Origin of the sequence: Pseudomonas sp. WS 5071, assembly GCF_012985765.1 — a bacterium.
Classification (GTDB): domain Bacteria; phylum Pseudomonadota; class Gammaproteobacteria; order Pseudomonadales; family Pseudomonadaceae; genus Aquipseudomonas; species Aquipseudomonas lundensis_A.
Window position 1 is genome coordinate 1 of sequence record NZ_JAAQWY010000017.1, and the last position, 20,101, is coordinate 20,101.

The 20,101-nt window shown below is 53.9% G+C and carries 17 protein-coding genes; 10 read left to right on the plus strand and 7 right to left on the minus strand.

Going from position 1 to position 20,101, the window contains the following annotated elements:
- Positions 1-122: 122 nt before the first annotated feature.
- The 7 genes from HBN61_RS22980 to dnaA form a co-directional block, all read right to left on the minus strand.
- Positions 123-503, minus strand: a complete 381-nt coding sequence (locus HBN61_RS22980) for a TniB family NTP-binding protein (RefSeq protein WP_170046866.1) — start codon at positions 501-503, stop codon at positions 123-125.
- Positions 500-2,458 carry a TnsB C-terminal domain-containing protein gene (locus HBN61_RS12130; protein ID WP_170046867.1) on the minus strand — a complete coding sequence of 653 codons (1,959 nt, stop codon included), beginning with the start codon at positions 2,456-2,458 and terminating at the stop codon, positions 500-502. Before HBN61_RS12130 ends, HBN61_RS22980 begins: the two co-directional genes overlap by 4 nt.
- Positions 2,439-3,077: a TnsA endonuclease N-terminal domain-containing protein gene (locus HBN61_RS12135; RefSeq protein ID WP_170046868.1), complete on the minus strand. Its 639-nt coding sequence runs from the start codon at positions 3,075-3,077 to the stop codon at positions 2,439-2,441. Before HBN61_RS12135 ends, HBN61_RS12130 begins: the two co-directional genes overlap by 20 nt.
- A 756-nt stretch (positions 3,078-3,833) precedes the next feature.
- The gene (gyrB, locus tag HBN61_RS12140) at positions 3,834-6,251 is read right to left on the minus strand and encodes a DNA topoisomerase (ATP-hydrolyzing) subunit B (RefSeq protein WP_094995133.1); all 2,418 of its coding nucleotides are present in this window, start codon (positions 6,249-6,251) and stop codon (positions 3,834-3,836) included.
- Between the two features lie 5 nt (positions 6,252-6,256).
- Positions 6,257-7,360 (minus strand): DNA replication/repair protein RecF, encoded by a 1,104-nt coding sequence (gene recF, locus HBN61_RS12145; RefSeq protein ID WP_094995129.1) that lies wholly within the window; start codon positions 7,358-7,360, stop codon positions 6,257-6,259.
- A 21-nt stretch (positions 7,361-7,381) separates the two neighbouring features.
- A complete protein-coding gene (gene dnaN / locus HBN61_RS12150) occupies positions 7,382-8,485 on the minus strand; it encodes a DNA polymerase III subunit beta (protein WP_047278985.1) in 1,104 nt (367 codons plus the stop codon).
- Positions 8,486-8,523: 38 nt separating this feature from the next.
- Complete coding sequence (gene dnaA, locus HBN61_RS12155) at positions 8,524-10,041, minus strand: chromosomal replication initiator protein DnaA (RefSeq protein WP_094995128.1); 1,518 nt, start codon at positions 10,039-10,041, stop codon at positions 8,524-8,526.
- 563 nt (positions 10,042-10,604) lie between these two features.
- Between dnaA and rpmH the strand changes: the two genes are divergently transcribed.
- The 10 genes from rpmH (at position 10,605) to HBN61_RS12205 (ending at position 20,091) form a co-directional block, all read left to right on the plus strand.
- Entirely contained in the window at positions 10,605-10,739 is a 135-nt protein-coding gene (gene rpmH / locus HBN61_RS12160; protein WP_003213577.1) for a 50S ribosomal protein L34, read from the plus strand.
- 16 nt (positions 10,740-10,755) lie between these two features.
- On the plus strand, positions 10,756-11,157 hold the full coding sequence (gene rnpA, locus HBN61_RS12165) for a ribonuclease P protein component (protein WP_202969404.1): 402 nt from the start codon (positions 10,756-10,758) through the stop codon (positions 11,155-11,157).
- Positions 11,150-11,395, plus strand: a complete 246-nt coding sequence (gene yidD / locus HBN61_RS12170) for a membrane protein insertion efficiency factor YidD (protein WP_094995127.1) — start codon at positions 11,150-11,152, stop codon at positions 11,393-11,395. The genes rnpA and yidD overlap by 8 nt, the downstream gene beginning before the upstream one ends.
- A gap of 2 nt (positions 11,396-11,397) precedes the next feature.
- Positions 11,398-13,083, plus strand: a complete 1,686-nt coding sequence (yidC, locus tag HBN61_RS12175; protein ID WP_094995126.1) for a membrane protein insertase YidC — start codon at positions 11,398-11,400, stop codon at positions 13,081-13,083.
- An 81-nt stretch (positions 13,084-13,164) separates the two neighbouring features.
- Positions 13,165-14,532 carry a tRNA uridine-5-carboxymethylaminomethyl(34) synthesis GTPase MnmE gene (gene mnmE / locus HBN61_RS12180; protein WP_170046869.1) on the plus strand — a complete coding sequence of 456 codons (1,368 nt, stop codon included), beginning with the start codon at positions 13,165-13,167 and terminating at the stop codon, positions 14,530-14,532.
- Positions 14,533-15,310: 778 nt separating this feature from the next.
- Entirely contained in the window at positions 15,311-17,203 is a 1,893-nt protein-coding gene (mnmG, locus tag HBN61_RS12185; RefSeq protein ID WP_094995132.1) for a tRNA uridine-5-carboxymethylaminomethyl(34) synthesis enzyme MnmG, read from the plus strand.
- A complete protein-coding gene (gene rsmG, locus HBN61_RS12190; protein WP_094995124.1) occupies positions 17,200-17,844 on the plus strand; it encodes a 16S rRNA (guanine(527)-N(7))-methyltransferase RsmG in 645 nt (214 codons plus the stop codon). The genes mnmG and rsmG overlap by 4 nt, the downstream gene beginning before the upstream one ends.
- A gap of 18 nt (positions 17,845-17,862) precedes the next feature.
- Positions 17,863-18,654 carry a ParA family protein gene (locus tag HBN61_RS12195; RefSeq protein ID WP_094995123.1) on the plus strand — a complete coding sequence of 264 codons (792 nt, stop codon included), beginning with the start codon at positions 17,863-17,865 and terminating at the stop codon, positions 18,652-18,654.
- Between the two features lie 9 nt (positions 18,655-18,663).
- Complete coding sequence (locus tag HBN61_RS12200) at positions 18,664-19,536, plus strand: ParB/RepB/Spo0J family partition protein (RefSeq protein WP_094995122.1); 873 nt, start codon at positions 18,664-18,666, stop codon at positions 19,534-19,536.
- Positions 19,537-19,683: 147 nt separating this feature from the next.
- Positions 19,684-20,091: a F0F1 ATP synthase subunit I gene (locus tag HBN61_RS12205; protein ID WP_003437994.1), complete on the plus strand. Its 408-nt coding sequence runs from the start codon at positions 19,684-19,686 to the stop codon at positions 20,089-20,091.
- Positions 20,092-20,101 lie beyond the last annotated feature (10 nt).

Genomic DNA, 20,101 nt, shown 5'->3' on the forward strand with positions numbered 1-20,101 from the left:
GCGATATCAGCCACTTCTTGATGCATCGGTACAACTGGGTTCGACCCCACCAATTCAACGGTGGGTTGGCGCCAGCCCGGGCCGAAGAAAAACTTAACGTCGTGTCCGGGATTAGTTGACCACTACATCATGAGTAGAATGATGCGAGCGAACTTGACCTCTGCAGAATGACCGCGAGCATCCGCGTACGGGTCCTTTAGTGCTGTCAGCATCGCTGTTGCCAAGTTTTTCTTGGTGGGTGACGAGGGAATCTCAACTACCAAGACCGTCCGCTTCCCGGACCCCGAAGGTTCCGCTGCCTCCAATTCCCTCACGTACTCCTTGATCAAAGTGCTTTTTCCCACCCCGCTCGGACCTTGGATGACCAAGCCTTTGCTCGCCCCGGTACGCCGGGTATCACCGTGCACCTCACCCAAGCGTGTCAAGGCTAGCTCGGCCTGGGGGCTGTGAATGAAGTGATGACGCAGAGAGAAGGGGGGAAAGCTTTGTACTAAAGCGTTCATGGTCGATCACCTGCTGGCGGACGGTAGGAAACCTTGAAAGTGGAGGGGGCAGTTGGCGGTGTGGATGACCTATCCACCCACTCCATCTCAGCTACGACTACCGGAGGAGGATTCGCCTCGGCCTTACGACCCTCCCTATCCAACTTGGCCCGCGCTGCCTCCCGACGCACTCGCAGCTTTTGAGAGCGACGAGCTTCGTCAATGTCTTCTCGCAGCTCTTGATAGCATCGGTGAAGCTCGTCAAAGCTTGGTTGCTCTCCTCCAGCATCTCTAAGCGCTTTCTGGGCCGCCTTCCACATTTCGCGGCTCTTACCGATCATCCGCTTGTCCTTCACCGGCACCAGTAGGAATACGTTTCGAAACCGATCATGAACCCAGACATGTCCAGCTTCGTCTCGATAACGAACATTGACTTTCTCATCAGGCTTTAAGAGCAGTCTTAACTGCGCGAGCTCAGCCGAGTGGTAACCGATACTGTCAACTTCAATTCCGTAGTGATGAACCTTAACGGAGGTTCGTCGAGCAAGAATGCATTCAAGGGCATCAAGATCCACGGGCAGTCTGACCAAAGTCTGAGCCTCATCAATTGCCCAGGCTTGGGCGGGGGTCATCTTCTTGAGGCCTCGGTGCGGCGTTTGGTGGTAGCCATCCACGATCCATTTAACGACTACGGCTTCCAGCTGCGACAAGGTGAAGCAGGCATGCTTTTCTGACTTGTAATCTCCTTTCTCCTGGATATTGGAGAATGTTGTACCCGGGAGGTTGTGGATAAGTCCCAGATTCTGAGTGCTAAAAAAGCGCTCGACCGCGCCCTTCATTTCAGGTGCCCTGGAGGCGGGATACATAATCTCGATGCCTAGATCGTTGAACCCCAAAATCAAATCATCAGCATGAAATTCGGCAGCATTGTCCGGAACGATCCGCGCCGGCATACCATGGGCTCGCCACTCATTCTTTACTTTCGGAAAGCGTTGTAACAGTTCTGCTTTGGGACGGATCGAACGCTCAATGACTCGTAGAACAGATTCAGTGTTTGGCGCAGACAGGTGTAGGAGGTACCCCATGATCATTCGAGAGTACCTATCTAACACTATCGTCAGATAGGGTCGTCCGATAACCAAACCAGTCTCTTCGTCCACAAGCAGCACATCCAATAGGGTGTGATCGATCTCCCACCTCTCGAGGATCTGATTTACCTGGAGCACACCCGCAGCCACACGGTGCTTTTTATTAGCGGCATGCTTAGCGAGACGAGCAACATCCACCAAGAAGGGATCTAGCCTGGCAATGTATCTGCGGACGCTCATCCCACTGGGGAGGATGAACTGTTCAGAGGGCAACCGTTCCCGATTAAGGCCCTCAAGTCTGAGATGGTATTCACCTATGACCTTTGAAACTTTTGGCCGAGTCTCTTTTAGATAAAGTTCATCAATGACACTCGCTAGTATGCCTTCAAGCTCACCTGTAATGGCGGCTGTCCGGCCTTTTTTATTATGTTTAGGTACCAACCTTATTATGTTGTTTCCAATGTACCTCGATGCCCAACGCCTGACAGTTGATATTGAAGGCGCACATACATCACCTATTATTTTTGCTATTTTTTTCAATTCTTCCAACATGATTTCTTCACTCGGCAATTTTGATTGGTCCTTCCCCATTACCCCCTCAAGATACCGGCGCCGACGTAAGGCTTCTTGACTGTGATTGGCTGGAAAGCACGTAAGATCAGGGGCTACGTTCCGTACGAATGGCACTTCTCCGAGAAATGGTTGATCCGCGCAAATTTCAATTTCACGCTTTTCATACCCAACGTAGAACTCGGCCTCTGTCAACTTTGTGGGTTCACCTAACTCATCAAAAAAGAGTAGTCGTCGATCAACTAATCTCCGTTGGAGAACCATCAAAACGCCTTTTACGGATACGGCTAATTTTGCTTTAAGCGAAAAAATCTGCATGGCGATGCCCTCCTGTTAAGAAGACTTCAGAGTTGCTGCTAATAGTCTCACCGAGACTGATACCAACAATGCCTAAGCCCAATAAACGCCATGCCTCCATATCACCAAAAGTCGTGATAAGTGCGCTCAAAGTCTTCGGCTCATGAGTATGAAGAAGCTCGCGAACCTCATCGACTTGGGAAGTCGAAAGCATAGGCCCGCGACGGTGATACATAAGCTTTTGAAGGTTCCTAGCCAACGGTTCGCTATGAATCAGATCATTCGTGACGACAGTAAAGTTGCGATTACTGGCGGCAAAGTGTGCCTTAGCAGCTTCCAGCCGTTGATCGATACTGGCGATCAAAAGGCGCTTTTTCGGCTTCACTTCGAACCACCACTCCCTGCCATCCGTGAGAAATACATGGAGGTCAGGAAAATATTTTATGGTTGCCGAGTCGAGCGATACGATCTCTCGGCTGGGCTGAATGGTGTAGCTGTGAACCTGAGGTGACAGCTCCAGAAGCCGGAAAAACCCACCTTCCAGCTGGGATTCCCAAGGGGTAGGTTTGCCATTTTTCAGGGAGGGAAAGTAGCCTCTGAAATGGCAAGACCGCCGGGTTACAACCTTTCGCACTGACATCGAACACCTCCATCAATTCAGAGACGAGCGTCGTCGCTGCACCTAAAAATGCTGGTGCAGAGTAGGGCTCTGGGAGGTCTTTCAACGGGCAACACTGTGCCCTCGAGAAACCTCGCTAAAGTCGAAATTTTGGGAGAGGATTGACAAGCGCCAAAAAAAGGCAGAGATTGCGCGGGATCGTACGCAAGATGTACCTGGTTGTGGCGCTGTCAGAGCCCCTGGTTTTGCAGTATCTACATTTCTCGATACCTCCTTTGGGAGTCGTCGACGAAAGCAGCCATACTTCTGGACCTCTATTTCGAGATAGATGTCCAAAGCAGAAGCTGTTACCGGTGGCCGTTAAGAACTTGCTTCAACAAGTTTACGTAACCGGCTGATTTATTTGGCACGCTATTACTGCGTAATAGCGTGCCAAATTCTACTCCAGCCATTCGTCTTTCTCCACGAAATTATTCATCCAGCCTCTTGACATTTTTCTAATCTCATTATTCGTACGCGTATAGAATCTGTTTCTATCCCGCTAGTATTATTCGAGCGTGTTCTCCTTCTTCGCTCTCCCCACCGTTCAGTTCACCAACGTCCGCGCCTGCCTTTTAGCGGCCCTCAAATCTAGCACTCCCCGAACCTTGCCAGCAGAACCGCAGACCAAATTTCTTGCGCACAAAAAAGGCCAATTCAAAGAATTGGCCTTTTCTGCTGAAGTCGTCGAATCATCTATTTGTGAAAATGTTCAACTATTTTGTGAACCTACACGCATCAGAAGTCCAGGTTGGACACTGCCAATGCGTTGCTCTCGATGAACTCACGACGAGGTTCTACGGCGTCGCCCATCAAGGTATTGAAGATCTGATCGGCGCCGATCGCATCTTCAATAGTGACCTTCAACATGCGACGCACGCTTGGGTCCATTGTGGTTTCCCAGAGCTGATCGGGGTTCATTTCACCCAGACCTTTGTAGCGCTGAATGGTGTGACGCTTGGTGCTTTCAGCCATCAACCAGTCCAGTGCTTCCTTGAACTCGGTGACTTGCTTGCGGCGTTCGCCACGCTGAATGTAGGCACCCTCATCCAGCAAAGTACTCAGTTGCGCACCAAGGGTCACAACGGTTTTGTAGTCGTTGCTGCCGAAGAAATCACGGTTGAAGGTGATGAACGTCGAGTGGCCGTGGGAAATCAGTTCGACTTCCGGCAGCCATACGTTGCGCTCTGTGTCTTCGCGCAGGCTGGCCTTGTACACCAGGCCCGATTTCTCAACCAGACGCAGACGCTCTTCAAACTTGGCCATCCACGCCTGCATGGCTGCGTGGTCACCCAGTTGCTCAAGCGAAACAGCCGGCAGGTAGATGAAGTGCTCGGTCAGCTCCTGAGGGTACAGGCGCGAGAGACGCTTGAGGGTTTTCATCACCATGCGGAAATCGTAGACCAAACGCTCCAGCGCTTCGCCAGAGATGCCCGGGGCGTCTTCGTTCAAGTGCAGACTGGCGTCTTCAAGGGCCGACTGCGTCATGTACTCTTCCATGGCGTCGTCGTCTTTGATGTATTGCTCTTGCTTGCCCTTTTTCACTTTGTACAACGGCGGCTGAGCGATGTAGATGTAGCCACGCTCGATCAGCTCCGGCAACTGACGGAAGAAGAAGGTCAGCAACAGGGTACGGATGTGCGAACCGTCGACGTCAGCATCGGTCATGATGATGATGTTGTGATAACGCAGTTTGTCGATGTTGTACTCTTCGCGGCCAATACCGCAGCCCAGCGCTGTGATCAAGGTGCCAACTTCTTGCGAAGAAATCATCTTGTCGAAGCGGGCTTTCTCAACGTTGAGAATTTTACCTTTCAACGGCAGGATCGCTTGGGTACGGCGGTTACGTCCCTGCTTGGCGGAGCCGCCAGCAGAGTCACCTTCCACCAGGTACAGTTCGGACAGCGCCGGGTCTTTTTCTTGGCAGTCAGCCAGCTTGCCAGGTAAGCCTGCGATATCCAGCGCGCCTTTACGGCGGGTCATTTCACGGGCTTTACGGGCCGCTTCACGGGCACGCGCGGCGTCGATCATCTTGCCGACAACCAACTTGGCTTCGTTCGGGTTTTCCAACAGGAAGTCCGAGAAGTACTTGCCCATTTCCTGTTCAACAGCGGTCTTCACTTCGGAAGACACCAGCTTGTCTTTAGTCTGGGAGCTGAACTTCGGATCTGGCACTTTCACCGAAATAATCGCAGTCAACCCTTCACGGGCATCATCGCCAGTGGTGGCGACCTTGTGCTTCTTGGCCAAACCTTCGGCTTCGATGTACGTGTTGAGGTTACGCGTCAAGGCAGAGCGGAAGCCCACCAAGTGCGTACCGCCATCGCGCTGCGGAATGTTGTTGGTGAAGCACAGCAGATTTTCGTTGAAGCTGTCGTTCCACTGCAGAGCAATCTCTACGCCGATACCGTCTTCACGTTGTACGTTGAAGTGGAACACCTGGTTGACTGGCGTCTTGTTGGTGTTCAAGTAGTCAACGAATGCACGCAGGCCACCTTCGTACTTGAAGAGCTCTTCCTTGCCACTGCGCTCATCCTTAAGGACGATACCAACACCGGAGTTCAGGAAGGACAGTTCGCGAATACGCTTGGCCAGAATGTCCCAGCTAAAGTGAATATTCTTGAAGGTTTCTGCAGACGGTTTGAAATGGATCTGGGTACCGGTGGTTTCGCTTTCGCCCACGATCGCCATCGGTGCCTGAGGCACACCGTGGACATAAGTCTGTTCCCAGATCTTGCCGCTGCGGCGTACGGTCAGCACTAGAATTTCGGACAGGGCGTTAACAACCGACACACCTACACCGTGCAGACCGCCGGAAACTTTATAGGAGTTGTCGTCGAATTTACCGCCAGCGTGCAGCACCGTCATGATGACTTCAGCTGCGGAAACGCCTTCTTCTTTGTGCACATCAACCGGAATGCCACGACCGTTGTCGCGAACGGTGATGGATTCATCCGGATGAATGATGATGGTGATGTCGTCGCAATGGCCAGCCAGTGCTTCGTCGATGGAGTTATCGACCACCTCGAACACCATGTGGTGCAGACCGCTGCCATCGTCGGTGTCACCAATGTACATACCGGGACGTTTGCGTACGGCATCCAGGCCTTTCAGCACTTTAATGCTCGTTGAGTCGTACGTATTTTCTTCGCTCAATGCCTTCACTCCCGATGGTCGTGGGTCTGGGTGATACAGCCCTGTTCCACGTGGAACAGAGCAACTGGCGTTTCCGTCTGCCAGCCTTCCCTCAATAATTCGTGATCTACACAGGTGATAAACACCTGGCAGCGTAAGTCTTCCAACAAGCGACACAGTGCGTGGCGATGTTGCTCGTCGAGTTCAGACGGCAAATCATCCACCAGATAAATACATTGGCCGCGCCGTGCCTGGCTGACCAAATGCCCCTGAGCAATCCGCAAGGCGCAGACCACTAACTTTTGCTGTCCACGCGAAAGGATTTCTGCGGCATTGTGTCCGCCCAGCTTCAGACGTAAATCAGCACGTTGCGGTCCCGCTTGGGTATGACCCATTTGCTGATCGCGGTGGACGGACCCGGCGAGCACTGCGCTCAGCTCACGGTCTTTGTCCCACCCACGGTAATAACTCAGCGTTAACCCTTCGAGCTCCAACAATTCGCTCAGGGTCTGCTCAAAGACTGGTTTCAAGGCTTTGATGTAGGCGCGTCGGTATTCATCGATTTCATCACTGGCCAAGCACAGTTCCCGGTCCCAGGCCGCTTGTGAAACGGCGTCGAGTGTACCATGCCGCAGCCATGAGTTCCGCTGCCGCAGGGCCTTCTGTAGCCGCTGCCAGGTCGACATGAAGCGCGGTTCGACGTGGAACACGCCCCAATCCAGAAACTGCCTACGGATCTTAGGTGCGCCTTCCAATAGACGAAAGCTGTCCGGGTTGATCAATTGCAGCGGTAATATTTCTGCCAGTTGCGCAGCACTGCGCGCATTCTGACCGTCGATGCGAATCTGAAACTCCCCCTGCCGGTCCCGTGAGATACCCAGCGCACTGTGCCCGCCTTCAGCCAACTCAACCTGACCGAACACGGTGCACGTCTGTTGTTCATGCTGAATAACGGGGTTTAGCCGCACGCTACGAAACGAACGGGCCAGCCCCAGCAAGTGGATAGCTTCCAGCACACTGGTTTTTCCGCTGCCGTTGGCGCCGTACAAGATATTGATGCGGGGGGAGGGGGAGAACGTCACCGGGTGCAGGTTACGCACCGCGGTGACTGTGACACGACTGAGGGACATCTAGCGCAGGCTGTGCATAAGTTACAGGCGCATCGGCATGACAACGTAGGCCGAGTCGTCGTTGTCCGACTCTTGCACCAGCGCACTGCTGTTAGAGTCCGACAGGATCAGACGCACTTGCTCAGTGGTCATTACGCCCAATACGTCCAACAGATAGCTCACGTTGAAGCCGATCTCCAACGAACCACCGTTGTAGTCAACACCCACTTCTTCTTCCGCTTCTTCCTGTTCCGGGTTGTTGGCCTGGATTTTCAGCTGACCATTAGCCAGCTGTAGACGGATACCGCGGTATTTCTCGTTGGACAGAATCGCCGTGCGGCTGAACGCTTCACGCAGCGCCTGACGATCACCGATGACCGTTTTGTCGCCACCTTTAGGCAGCACGCGCTCGTAGTCCGGGAATTTGCCGTCTACCAGTTTGGAGGTGAAGGTGAATTCGCCTGTTGTTGCGCGGATGTGATGAGCCCCCAACACAATGCTGACTTCACCATCCGGCTCTGTCAGCAGGCGAGCCAGCTCCAGGATACCCTTACGCGGCACAATGACCTGGTGACGATCCGGCTGACCGATATCGGCTTTCATCGAACACATGGCCAGACGGTGACCATCGGTGGCGACGGCACGGATGATCCCGGCCGAAACTTCGAGCAACATACCGTTGAGGTAGTAGCGCACGTCTTGCTGCGCCATAGCGAAGCTGGTGCGCTCGATCAAGCGACGCAGCTTGCTCTGCTGCAGGTTGCACGTCAGTGAGCCTGGGCCTTCTTCGACGGTCGGGAAGTCATTGGCAGGCAGTGTAGACAGCGTAAAGCGGCTACGCCCGGCTTTGACCACCAGCTTTTGATCATCAAGCTTGATGTCGATCAGCGCATCGTTGGGCAAACTTTTGCAGATATCCATCAGCTTGCGCGCAGGTACGGTGATTTCGCCGGGCTCGGCCGGCTCTTCCAATTGCACGCGACCAACCAGCTCGACTTCCAGGTCGGTACCGGTCAGCGACAGTTGCTGGCCTTCGACAACCAACAGCACGTTGGACAATACCGGCAAGGTCTGGCGGCGTTCAACAACGCCTGCGACCAGTTGCAGGGGTTTCAACAGGGCTTCGCGTTGAATGGTGAAATGCATGGTCTAGTCCCTTGCCTTAATAAGCTGCGCTGGTGTCATCAGGTGGTCAGAGTTCGCAGCAGGTTCTTGTAGTCCTCGCGGATGTCCGCGTCGGATTCCTTGAGTTCGTTGATCTTGCGGCACGCATGCAAGACCGTCGTGTGGTCGCGGCCACCAAACACGTCACCGATTTCCGGCAAACTGTGGTTAGTCAGCTCTTTGGACAATGCCATGGCGACCTGACGGGGACGCGCCACCGAGCGCGAACGGCGCTTGGATAGCAAATCCGAGATCTTGATCTTGTAGTACTCCGCGACCGTGCGCTGGATGTTATCCACAGAGACCAGTTTGTCTTGCAGCGCAAGCAAGTCTTTAAGGGATTCACGAATCAGCTCGATGGTGATGTCGCGGCCCATAAAGTGCGAGTGAGCAATCACCCGCTTGAGCGCACCTTCAAGCTCACGCACGTTGGAGCGAATGCGTTGAGCAATAAAGAAAGCGGCATCGTGGGGCAAATCGACTTTGGCCTGATCGGCCTTTTTCATCAGGATCGCCACACGTGTTTCCAGTTCCGGCGGCTCGACGGCCACGGTCAGGCCCCAGCCAAAACGTGATTTAAGACGTTCTTCCAGGCCTTCAATTTCTTTCGGGTAACGGTCGCTGGTGAGAATCACTTGCTGACCGCCTTCAAGCAGGGCGTTGAAGGTATGGAAAAACTCTTCCTGAGACCGCTCCTTGCGCGCAAAGAACTGAATGTCATCGATGAGCAATGCATCCACCGAGCGGTAGAAGCGCTTGAACTCATTGATTGCGTTGAGCTGCAGGGCTTTGACCATGTCCGCTACAAAACGCTCGGAATGCAGGTACACCACCTTGGCATTCGGGTTCTTCTTCAGCAGGTGGTTGCCCACCGCATGCATCAAGTGAGTCTTACCCAGACCTACACCGCCATACAGGAACAGCGGGTTGTAACCGTGTTTGGGGTTATCCGCCACTTGCCACGCCGCAGCGCGGGCCAGTTGGTTGGATTTACCCTCGACAAAGTTTTCAAAGGTGAACGTGCGGTTCAGGTAACTGGTGTGCTTGAGCGCACCTTCAACTTGAACGGTACGTTGTTCGGCGCGTACCGGCGCTTGTTGCGAACTGGCGCCAGCCATTGGATCGAAGCTGTCTCGCGACGGCTCTTCACTCGTCTGGGTAGCAGGCTTGTGCACAGGCGCAGGTGCTACAGCTGACTGGGCAGGAGCACTCGGGGCCACGGAGGGTGCGGCCACCTGTTGCGAGGCAGCAGCAGCCAACGGCGCATTGGGGGCCGCACGAGGTGCCGAACTGCGCTTGCTGCCTATTAATAAGGACAGCGCAGGGGCCATGCCATTGCTGTGCTCATTCAACAGCTCAAGCAAACGGCTCAGGTATTTTTCGTTCACCCAGTCGAGGACAAAACGGTTGGGTGCATACACGCGCAACTCGTCGCCTTCGGCTTCGACCTGTAGTGGACGGATCCAGGTGTTGAATTGCTGGGCAGGCAGTTCTTCGCGCAAAAGCTCTACGCACTGCTGCCAAAGTTCCACTGACACGGATATCCCCTAAGTTGAAAGCCGGTGAGGCAAAAACAGGCGCCATTGTAGCGAGCACGCGTTCACTTATCCACATGTAGGTTGCCTGTCTATAAGGAGGGAATGCGGTTTTATCCCTGAACAAAGCGACAAATGGTAGGTGCATAAGCTCTGTGGATAAGCGGGCCTAAGCCCGTTGTACAAGTGGGGGCGAAACTCTGTGCATAAGTCGACTGTGGATAAGTGGCCCTTTCATACACAGCTTTTCCGAAGGAGCAGCACAGGCAGAGCACCGCTTGTGGACAACCTTTTGAATCGCTGGAAGCTCGAATTTATAAGGCCTGTAGCGTTTTATCCACAGATTTTGTGCTCAGTAAGAGTAGTAAGTTCTTTAAAAGAGCTTTAAATAAACCGTTCTTTAATTTCTATAGCTGCGCAGAGAAAGGTCTGTGTAAAAAAGCCCACATCTATTTACCAGGAAAGGTTGGTTGGAAATTGACCTATTGGCTTGCATTCTCTAGAATCGCCGGTCTCTTAAAACGGGGGCCATTCCGGCCCGTTGTGGACGAACCAGGTAGCACGACATGAAACGTACTTTCCAACCAAGCACTATCAAACGCGCCCGCACTCACGGTTTCCGTGCACGCATGGCTACTAAAAACGGCCGTGCCGTCCTGTCGCGTCGCCGCGCCAAAGGCCGTGCGCGTCTGGCAGTTTGATAATCAGACAATGGTGGTGAGTCAGGACTTCAGTCGGGAAAAGCGGTTACTCACTCCCCGGCATTTCAAGGCAGTCTTTGACTCCCCCACCGGCAAGGTACCGGGGAAAAATCTCCTGCTCCTTGCGCGCAGTAACGGTCTCGATCACCCCCGCTTGGGGTTAGTGATCGGTAAAAAGAGCGTAAAGCTCTCCGTTCAGCGCAATCGCCTTAAGCGTTTGATGCGTGAATCGTTTCGTCTCCACCAGGATTCACTGGTCGGTTGGGATATCGTTATCGTCGCGCGCAAAGGTTTGGGTGACGTAGAGAACCCCGAATTGATTCAGCATTTCGGCAAACTCTGGAAGCGCCTGGCGCGTAATTCGCCAGTTCCAGCGGTTAATTCCGAAACTGTAGGGGTAGGCAGTCCTGATGCGTAAACTGGCACTCGTTCCGATCCAGTTTTATCGTTATGCCATTAGTCCTTTGATGGCCAGCCACTGCCGTTTCTACCCCAGTTGTTCCTGCTACGCGTTGGAAGCCATCGAAAATTATGGCGTTCTTCGCGGCGGCTGGCTGACCTTTCGTCGTTTAGGTCGCTGTCACCCGTGGAATCCCGGTGGTTATGACCCGGTTCCACCTATCCCTACCTCCCGTTCTTCTTCGATGGCCGAGTAATCATGGATATTAAACGCACGATCCTGATCGTCGCCCTGGCAGTCGTGTCCTACGTTATGGTTCTCAAATGGAACCAGGACTATGGTCAGGCTGCTCTGCCGACTCAGAATGTTGCCGCCAGCAGTACCACCGCGCCGGCTTTGCCCGACACGGTTCCAGGTAACAACGCTTCCAACAGTGCTGATGTCCCTAGCGCCACTGCTGATACCAGCACGCCGACCGAAACCCCGGTTGCTGCTAGCAAAGACTTGATTCACGTAAAAACTGACGTGCTGGATATCGCAATTGATCCACAGGGCGGTGACATTGCCCAATTGCGTTTGCCGCTGTACCCGCGCCGCCAGGATCACCCGGATGTTCCATTCCAGTTGTTCGATAACGGCAACGAACGTACCTACCTGGCGCAAAGCGGCCTGACAGGCGTGGATGGCCCGGATGCTCGTTCTTCCGGTCGCCCGGTTTTCAGCACTGAGAAAAAAACCTATGAGCTGGCCCCAGGCCAGGATCAATTGGTTGTTGACCTCAAGTTCAGCGAAAACGGCGTCAACTACATCAAGCGCTTCACACTCAAGCGTGGCCTCTACGATGTACAAGTCACGTATTTGATTGATAACGAGAGCGGCAAGCCGTGGAACGGCAACCTGTTCGCGCAATTGAAGCGTGACGCCAGCTCCGACCCATCTTCCAGCACCGCTACCGGTACTGCTACCTACCTGGGCGCCGCCCTGTGGACAAGTGCAGAACCGTACAAAAAAGTGTCGATGAAAGATATCGACAAGGGTCAGCTGAAAGAGACCGTTCAAGGGGGTTGGGTAGCCTGGCTGCAACACTACTTTGTGACCGCGTGGATTCCTCAGAAAGGCGATAACAACGTCGTTCAGACCCGCAAAGACAACCAGGGCAACTACATCATCGGTTTCACCGGCCCAACGTTGACCGTTGAACCGGGTAAAACTGCTGAAACCAGCGCAACCCTGTATGCAGGTCCAAAGAGCCAGGGTGTACTCAAAGAGTTATCCCCAGGCCTGGAACTGACAGTTGACTACGGCATCCTGTGGTTCATTGCCCAGCCGATTTTCTGGCTGCTGCAACATATCCACAGCATTGTGGGTAACTGGGGTTGGTCGATTATCTTCCTGACCATGCTGATCAAAGGGATCTTCTTCCCTCTGTCGGCCGCCAGCTACAAGTCGATGGCTCGCATGCGCGCCGTGGCGCCAAAACTGGCCGCTCTGAAAGAGCAGTTCGGTGATGACCGTCAAAAAATGTCGCAAGCCATGATGGAGCTGTACAAGAAAGAGAAGATCAATCCACTGGGCGGTTGCTTGCCGATTCTGGTGCAGATGCCGGTCTTCCTGTCCTTGTACTGGGTACTTCTGGAAAGTGTTGAAATGCGCCAGGCGCCGTTCATGCTCTGGATTACTGACCTGTCGATCAAAGATCCGTTCTTCATTCTGCCGATCATCATGGGCGCAACCATGTTCATCCAGCAGCGTCTGAACCCGACACCGCCGGATCCGATGCAGGCCAAGGTGATGAAGCTGATGCCAATCATCTTCACCTTCTTCTTCCTGTGGTTCCCGGCAGGTCTGGTGCTGTACTGGGTTGTGAACAACTGCCTGTCCATCGCTCAACAGTGGTACATCACGCGTAAAGTTGAAGCTGCTACCAAAAAAGCAGCCGAGTAACTTACTCTGGTGAGCACCACTCAAAACGCCCCCTAGTGGGGCGTTTTGCTATCTGTCACTTTTGTTTTCGAGGCCTGTTTTATGAGTGTTCCGGCTGAAACCATTGCCGCTGTGGCAACCGCCCAAGGGCGAGGTGGCGTGGGGATCGTGCGCATTTCCGGTCCGCTCGCGAGCAAGGCTGCGCAGGCGTTCAGTGCTCGCGAGCTCAAACCGCGTTATGCCCATTACGGGCCGTTCTTCGGTGAAAACCGGGAAGTGCTGGATGAAGGGATCGCGCTGTATTTCCCCGGCCCCAACTCTTTTACTGGCGAAGACGTCCTGGAATTGCAAGGTCATGGCGGCCCTATCGTGCTCGACATGCTGCTGCAACGCTGCATTGAGTTGGGTTGCCGCCTGGCGCGTCCGGGCGAATTCAGCGAGCGCGCGTTTTTGAACGACAAACTCGACCTGGCCCAGGCCGAAGCTATTGCTGACCTGATTGAGGCGAGTTCTGCACAGGCCGCACGCAATGCACTGCGATCATTGCAGGGCGCCTTTTCACAGCGTGTGCATAACTTGACTGAGCAACTGATCAGTTTGCGTATCTACGTAGAAGCCGCGATCGATTTCCCGGAAGAAGAAATCGACTTTCTCGCCGATGGTCATGTGCTTGGCATGCTGGATAAGGTCCGCGAAGAGTTATCCACCGTTCAACGGGAAGCGGGTCAGGGTGCCTTGTTGCGCGATGGGATGACAGTCGTGATTGCCGGTCGGCCAAACGCAGGAAAATCCAGCTTGCTCAACGCGCTGGCCGGGCGTGAAGCGGCCATCGTTACCGAAATCGCAGGGACTACACGTGATGTGTTACGCGAACATATCCACATTGATGGCATGCCACTGCATGTGGTCGACACCGCGGGATTGCGCGACACCGAAGACCACGTCGAGAAGATCGGTGTACAACGTGCCCTCAAAGCCATTGGCGAGGCCGACCGTGTGTTGCTGGTCGTCGATGCGACGGCTCCGGAAGCTGATAACCCGTTTGCACTGTGGCCAGAGTTTCTGGAGCAGCGTCCTGATCCGTCAAAGGTCACGTTGATTCGTAACAAAGCTGATCTGACCGGGGAAGCCATTGCATTGGAAGTCAGCGCTGATGGCCATGTCACCATCAGCCTGAGCGCCCGCTCCACTGAAGGTCTGGATTTACTGCGTGACCATCTCAAAGCCTGCATGGGGTACGAACAAACCTCTGAAAGCAGTTTCAGCGCTCGCAGGCGACACCTTGAAGCCTTGGGGCATGCCAGTGCTGCGTTGGAGCATGGTCGGTCGCAACTGACCTTGGCCGGCGCAGGAGAACTGCTGGCTGAGGACTTGCGACAGGCCCAACACGCATTGGGAGAAATCACAGGCGCATTTAGCTCAGATGATTTGCTGGGCCGAATTTTCTCCAGTTTTTGTATCGGCAAATGATCTGAAAAGCTGCTGGTTAAATTCGCGGCTGTGTCCATTTGCGCAGCCGCCGCAGTCCCCGTTACTGATAGGCACCCTGTACCTTTTCAGCTGCTAGGGGTCCTTCATTCCCCCAGAGGTATTAGTCCAGTCCGCCATTGATCCCGCCACGATGTGTGCGCCAGTTCTTGCTTCCCTCACAGCAGGGGTAGTTCTGGGCATCTTTGGAATGCGTAAGACTTACCCCACCTATGTGACGATGGGAGGCGTTCTTTTCATTTGCCTGCTGGCAAAACACGTCTGCTTGATGAACCGTTCATCGTCAAAATCGCCCTTGGATTCAAATAACGTCTGCCCCTGATGGGGGCAGGCGTTTTTTTTGCTGCCTGAAATGCAGGCACAGGGCTATTTTCTGTGGTTTAAGCCCTGTGTATAACTGGCCTTCAGGTCAGTGGGTAAGTAGGGGTCAAAACTGAAGATAACCCCACCTGTGGATAAGTGGCGTTAATATCCACAGGCTTAAGGCAGTTATCCAAACACCTCATTGCTACATGACCACAGACTTTTGATCCTCTGTACAGTACGAGAAATAAGGCTCTTATGGATCTATCCACAGAAAAGTGGCTGTATAGAAATAAACATAAAAACAAAGCTTTAATAAATTTCTTCTTTATTTATTTTTCTATCTTGCCTTATCCACAGCTGGTTAAATTTTGTGCAAAGGGTTCTTTAAGAAGGGCGAAGTCCCTATACTTCGCGGTCTATCCAAAACTCCCTAGAAACAGGCACGAGGTGCGTGGTGAATTTCCCTTCCCGTTTTGCAGTGATCGTCATCGGTGGCGGTCACGCCGGAACCGAGGCTGCACTTGCTTCAGCACGCATGGGCGTAAAAACCCTGTTGCTGACCCACAACGTGGAAACCCTCGGGCAAATGAGCTGCAATCCTGCAATCGGCGGGATCGGCAAAAGTCATCTGGTTAAGGAAATCGACGCCCTCGGCGGCGCGATGGCAACGGCTACCGATAAAGGCGGAATCCAGTTCCGCGTACTCAATGGCCGCAAAGGGCCTGCGGTACGGGCAACACGTGCTCAGGCTGACCGCATTCTCTACAAGGCCGCAGTACGAGAAATCCTCGAAAACCAGCCCAACCTGTGGATATTTCAACAGGCTGCTGATGATTTGATCGTCGAACAGGATCAAGTGCGTGGCGTCGTGACCCAAATGGGTCTGCGTTTCATGGCCGATGCCGTGGTGTTGACCACCGGTACATTCCTGGGCGGACTTATCCACATCGGTATGCAGAACTATTCGGGCGGACGAGCCGGTGATCCACCGTCTATCGCCTTGGCTCAACGCCTGCGTGAATTGCCTTTACGGGTTGGACGATTGAAAACCGGTACGCCACCGCGTATCGATGGCCGCTCTGTCGATTTTTCGGTCATGACAGAACAACCCGGGGATACGCCGATTCCGGTGATGTCGTTCATGGGCAATAAGCAACAGCACCCGGCCCAGGTCAGTTGCTGGATTACCCATACCAACGCGCGGACCCACGAAATCATTGCTTCCAACCTGGATCGCTCGCCGATGTATTCGGGTGTAATCGAAGGTATCGGGCCACGTTATTGCCCATCCATCGAAGACAAGATTCATCGCTTTGCCGACAAAGAGAGCCATCAGGTCTTCATCGAACCGGAAGGTTTGACCACGCACGAGTTGTACCCGAATGGCATTTCCACATCCTTGCCGTTCGATGTGCAAATCCAGATTGTGCAATCGATCCGTGGTATGGAAAACGCACACATCGTGCGTCCGGGTTATGCCATCGAGTACGACTATTTCGATCCACGTGACCTGAAATACAGCCTTGAAACCAAGGTGATCGGCGGCTTGTTCTTCGCCGGTCAAATCAACGGTACTACCGGTTACGAAGAGGCTGGCGCCCAAGGTTTACTGGCGGGAACCAACGCCGCGTTGCTTGCACAAGGCAAAGAAAGCTGGTGCCCGCGCCGCGACGAAGCCTACATCGGCGTGTTGGTAGATGACCTGATTACCTTGGGCACTCAGGAACCGTACCGGATGTTTACATCCCGCGCGGAATACCGTTTGATCCTGCGTGAAGACAACGCCGACATGCGCTTGACTGAAAAAGGCCGTGAACTTGGGCTGGTTGATGACGCTCGTTGGGCAGCCTTTTGTGACAAGCGCGAAAGCATTGAGCGCGAAGAACAACGCTTGAAAAGCACGTGGGTTCGGCCGGGCACGGAACAAGGTGATGCAATTGCTGCCAAATTCGGTACGCCGCTAACCCACGAGTACAACTTGCTGAATTTGCTGACCCGTCCTGAGATCGACTATGCCGGCTTGGTGGAAGTGACCGGGCAGGGGGCAATTGATCCGCTGGTCGCTGAGCAAGTTGAAATCAAAACCAAATACGCCGGCTACATTGATCGCCAACAAGATGAAATTGCCCGGTTACGGGCCAGTGAAAATACCAAATTGCCTGTGGATATCGATTACACGACCATTTCCGGTCTGTCGAAAGAGATCCAGAGCAAGCTGGGTGCCACGCGCCCCGAGACACTGGGTCAGGCTTCGCGTATCCCCGGCGTCACCCCGGCTGCGATTTCCCTGTTGATGATTCACCTGAAAAAACGCGGCGCAGGCCGCACGTTGGAGCTAAACGCTTGAGTTCGCTGGTCACTGCACAACACGCCGAAGAGTTATCCACAGGTGCACGCCAACTGGGCGTAAATCTGACAGAAATCCAGCATCAGCAACTGCTGGGTTATCTGGCCCTGTTGATCAAATGGAACAAGGCCTACAACCTCACGGCTGTGCGTAATCCTGACGAGATGGTGTCGCGCCATTTGCTCGACAGCTTGAGCGTCATGTCTTTCATCGAGAACGGCCGTTGGCTGGATGTTGGCAGTGGCGGAGGCATGCCTGGCATCCCTCTGGCGATTCTGTTTCCTGGCTCGCAAGTCACTTGTCTGGACAGCAACGGCAAGAAAACCCGTTTTCTGACCCAAGTGAAACTTGAGCTCAAGTTAGACAATCTTCAAGTTATCCACAGTCGGGTTGAAGAGTATCAACCTGAGCTGCCGTTCACTGGAATTGTGTCTCGAGCTTTCAGCAGCATGGAGAACTTCACCCACTGGACCCGTCATCTGGGCGACAGCGATACACGCTGGTTAGCCATGAAGGGCGTTCATCCTGCTGATGAGCTGGTAGCATTGCCCACTGATTTTCGTCTAGATAGCGAACATGCCTTGACCGTTCCGGGTTGCCAAGGCCAACGCCATCTGCTGATACTGCGCCGCACGGCATGATTGGGAACGCACGCAAGAATGGCTAAGGTATTCGCAATAGCGAACCAAAAAGGGGGGGTGGGTAAAACCACCACCTGTATCAACCTCGCGGCATCGCTGGTCGCTACCAAGCGTCGAGTGTTGTTGATCGACCTTGATCCACAAGGCAACGCCACCATGGGTAGCGGTGTGGATAAACACGGTCTTGAGAATTCGGTCTACGACCTGTTGATCGGTGAGTGCGATTTGGCGCAGGCCATGCACTACTCCGAGCACGGTGGTTACCAACTACTGCCGGCCAACCGGGATCTCACGGCTGCAGAAGTCGTGCTGCTTGAGATGCAGATGAAAGAAAGCCGTCTGCGTACAGCACTAGCGCCGGTTCGAGAAAGTTACGATTACATCCTGATCGATTGCCCCCCGTCATTGTCGATGCTGACCTTGAACGCGCTGGTGGCCGCCGATGGCGTCATCATCCCGATGCAGTGCGAATACTTTGCGCTGGAAGGGCTGAGCGACCTTGTGGATAACATCAAACGCATCGCGGAACTGCTGAACCCTAACTTGAAGGTCGAAGGCTTGCTTCGGACCATGTACGATCCGCGCCTGAGCCTGATGAACGATGTTTCGGCGCAGCTCAAGGAGCATTTCGGCGGTCAGCTCTATGACACGGTGATCCCGCGCAACATTCGTTTGGCCGAAGCACCGAGTTACGGTATGCCGGCGCTGGCGTATGACAAAAATTCTCGTGGCGCGATTGCTTACCTGGCCCTGGCGGGCGAGCTGGTTCGTCGTCAACGTCGTAGCCCCCGCACAGTTCAGCCAACTTAAGGAAATCCCATGGCCGTCAAGAAACGAGGTCTAGGACGCGGACTGGATGCACTGCTCAGTGGTCCTACGGTCAGCTCGCTGGAAGAGCAAGCGGTCAAGGTTGATCAAAGTGAATTGCAGCATTTGCCCCTGGACCTGATCCAGCGCGGCAAATATCAACCGCGCCGTGATATGGACCCGCAAGCCCTCGAAGAACTTGCCAATTCGATCAAATCTCAAGGCGTGATGCAGCCGATCGTTGTGCGCCCGATCGACGGCAACCGTTTTGAAATCATTGCGGGCGAACGTCGCTGGCGTGCAAGCCAACAAGCGGGCAAAGAGACCATCCCGGCGATGGTGCGCGATGTCCCGGACGAAACCGCCATCGCGATGGCACTGATTGAAAACATTCAGCGTGAAGACCTCAATCCGATCGAAGAAGCCATTGCCTTGCAGCGTTTGCAGCAAGAGTTTCAACTGACTCAACAACAAGTGGCTGATGCTGTGGGTAAATCCCGCGTGTCCGTGGCTAACTTGTTGCGGTTGATATCCCTGCCGGAAGTGATCAAAACCATGTTGTCCCACGGCGACCTTGAAATGGGTCATGCACGTGCGTTGCTTGGTTTGCCGGAAAACCAGCAGGTGGAAGGGGCGCGACACGTTGTCGCACGCGGGTTGACCGTACGTCAGACAGAAGCCCTTGTTCGACAGTGGTTGAGTGGAAAACAGGAACCCGCTGAACCGGTTAAACCTGATCCGGACATCGCACGCCTCGAACAACGATTGGCCGAACGCCTAGGCTCTGCGGTGCAGATCCGTCACGGAAAGAAGGGAAAAGGCCAATTAGTAATTGGTTACAATTCTCTGGATGAGCTCCAGGGAGTGCTTGCACACATCCGCTGAAACAATTCCTCGTGTAGCGCGCAGTCGGAAATCACTACCTGACAGTTGAATAGGGGATTAAGCGCCCCTATACTCTGCGCGCATTTTGTCGGCACAAATTATGCCAAGTTATTACTTTTGGCAGCCGGCCTTTGAGGAGCAGATGTGATGGAAACACGCACGCCAAACCGCTTGCCGTTCCATCGCCTAGCGGTTTTTCCGGTTTTACTGGCTCAATTTGTCGTTTTATTGCTGGCTGCTCTGGGGCTCTGGCAATGGCATGGAGTCGTCGCCGGATATTCGGGACTCTGCGGAGGCCTGATTGCTTTGCTACCCAATGTGTATTTTGCTCACAGGGCTTTCCGGTTTTCCGGCGCTCGAGCAGCGCAAGCCATCGTGCGGTCGTTTTACGCCGGCGAGGCAGGCAAATTAATTTTGACGGCAGTGCTGTTCGCGCTGACGTTTGCAGGTGTGAAGCCATTGGCGCCGTTAGCAGTATTTGGCGTCTTCGTGCTGACCCAACTGGTCAGCTGGTTCGCTCCCCTGCTAATGAGAACAACACTTTCGAGACCTTAGGGCGTTTGAG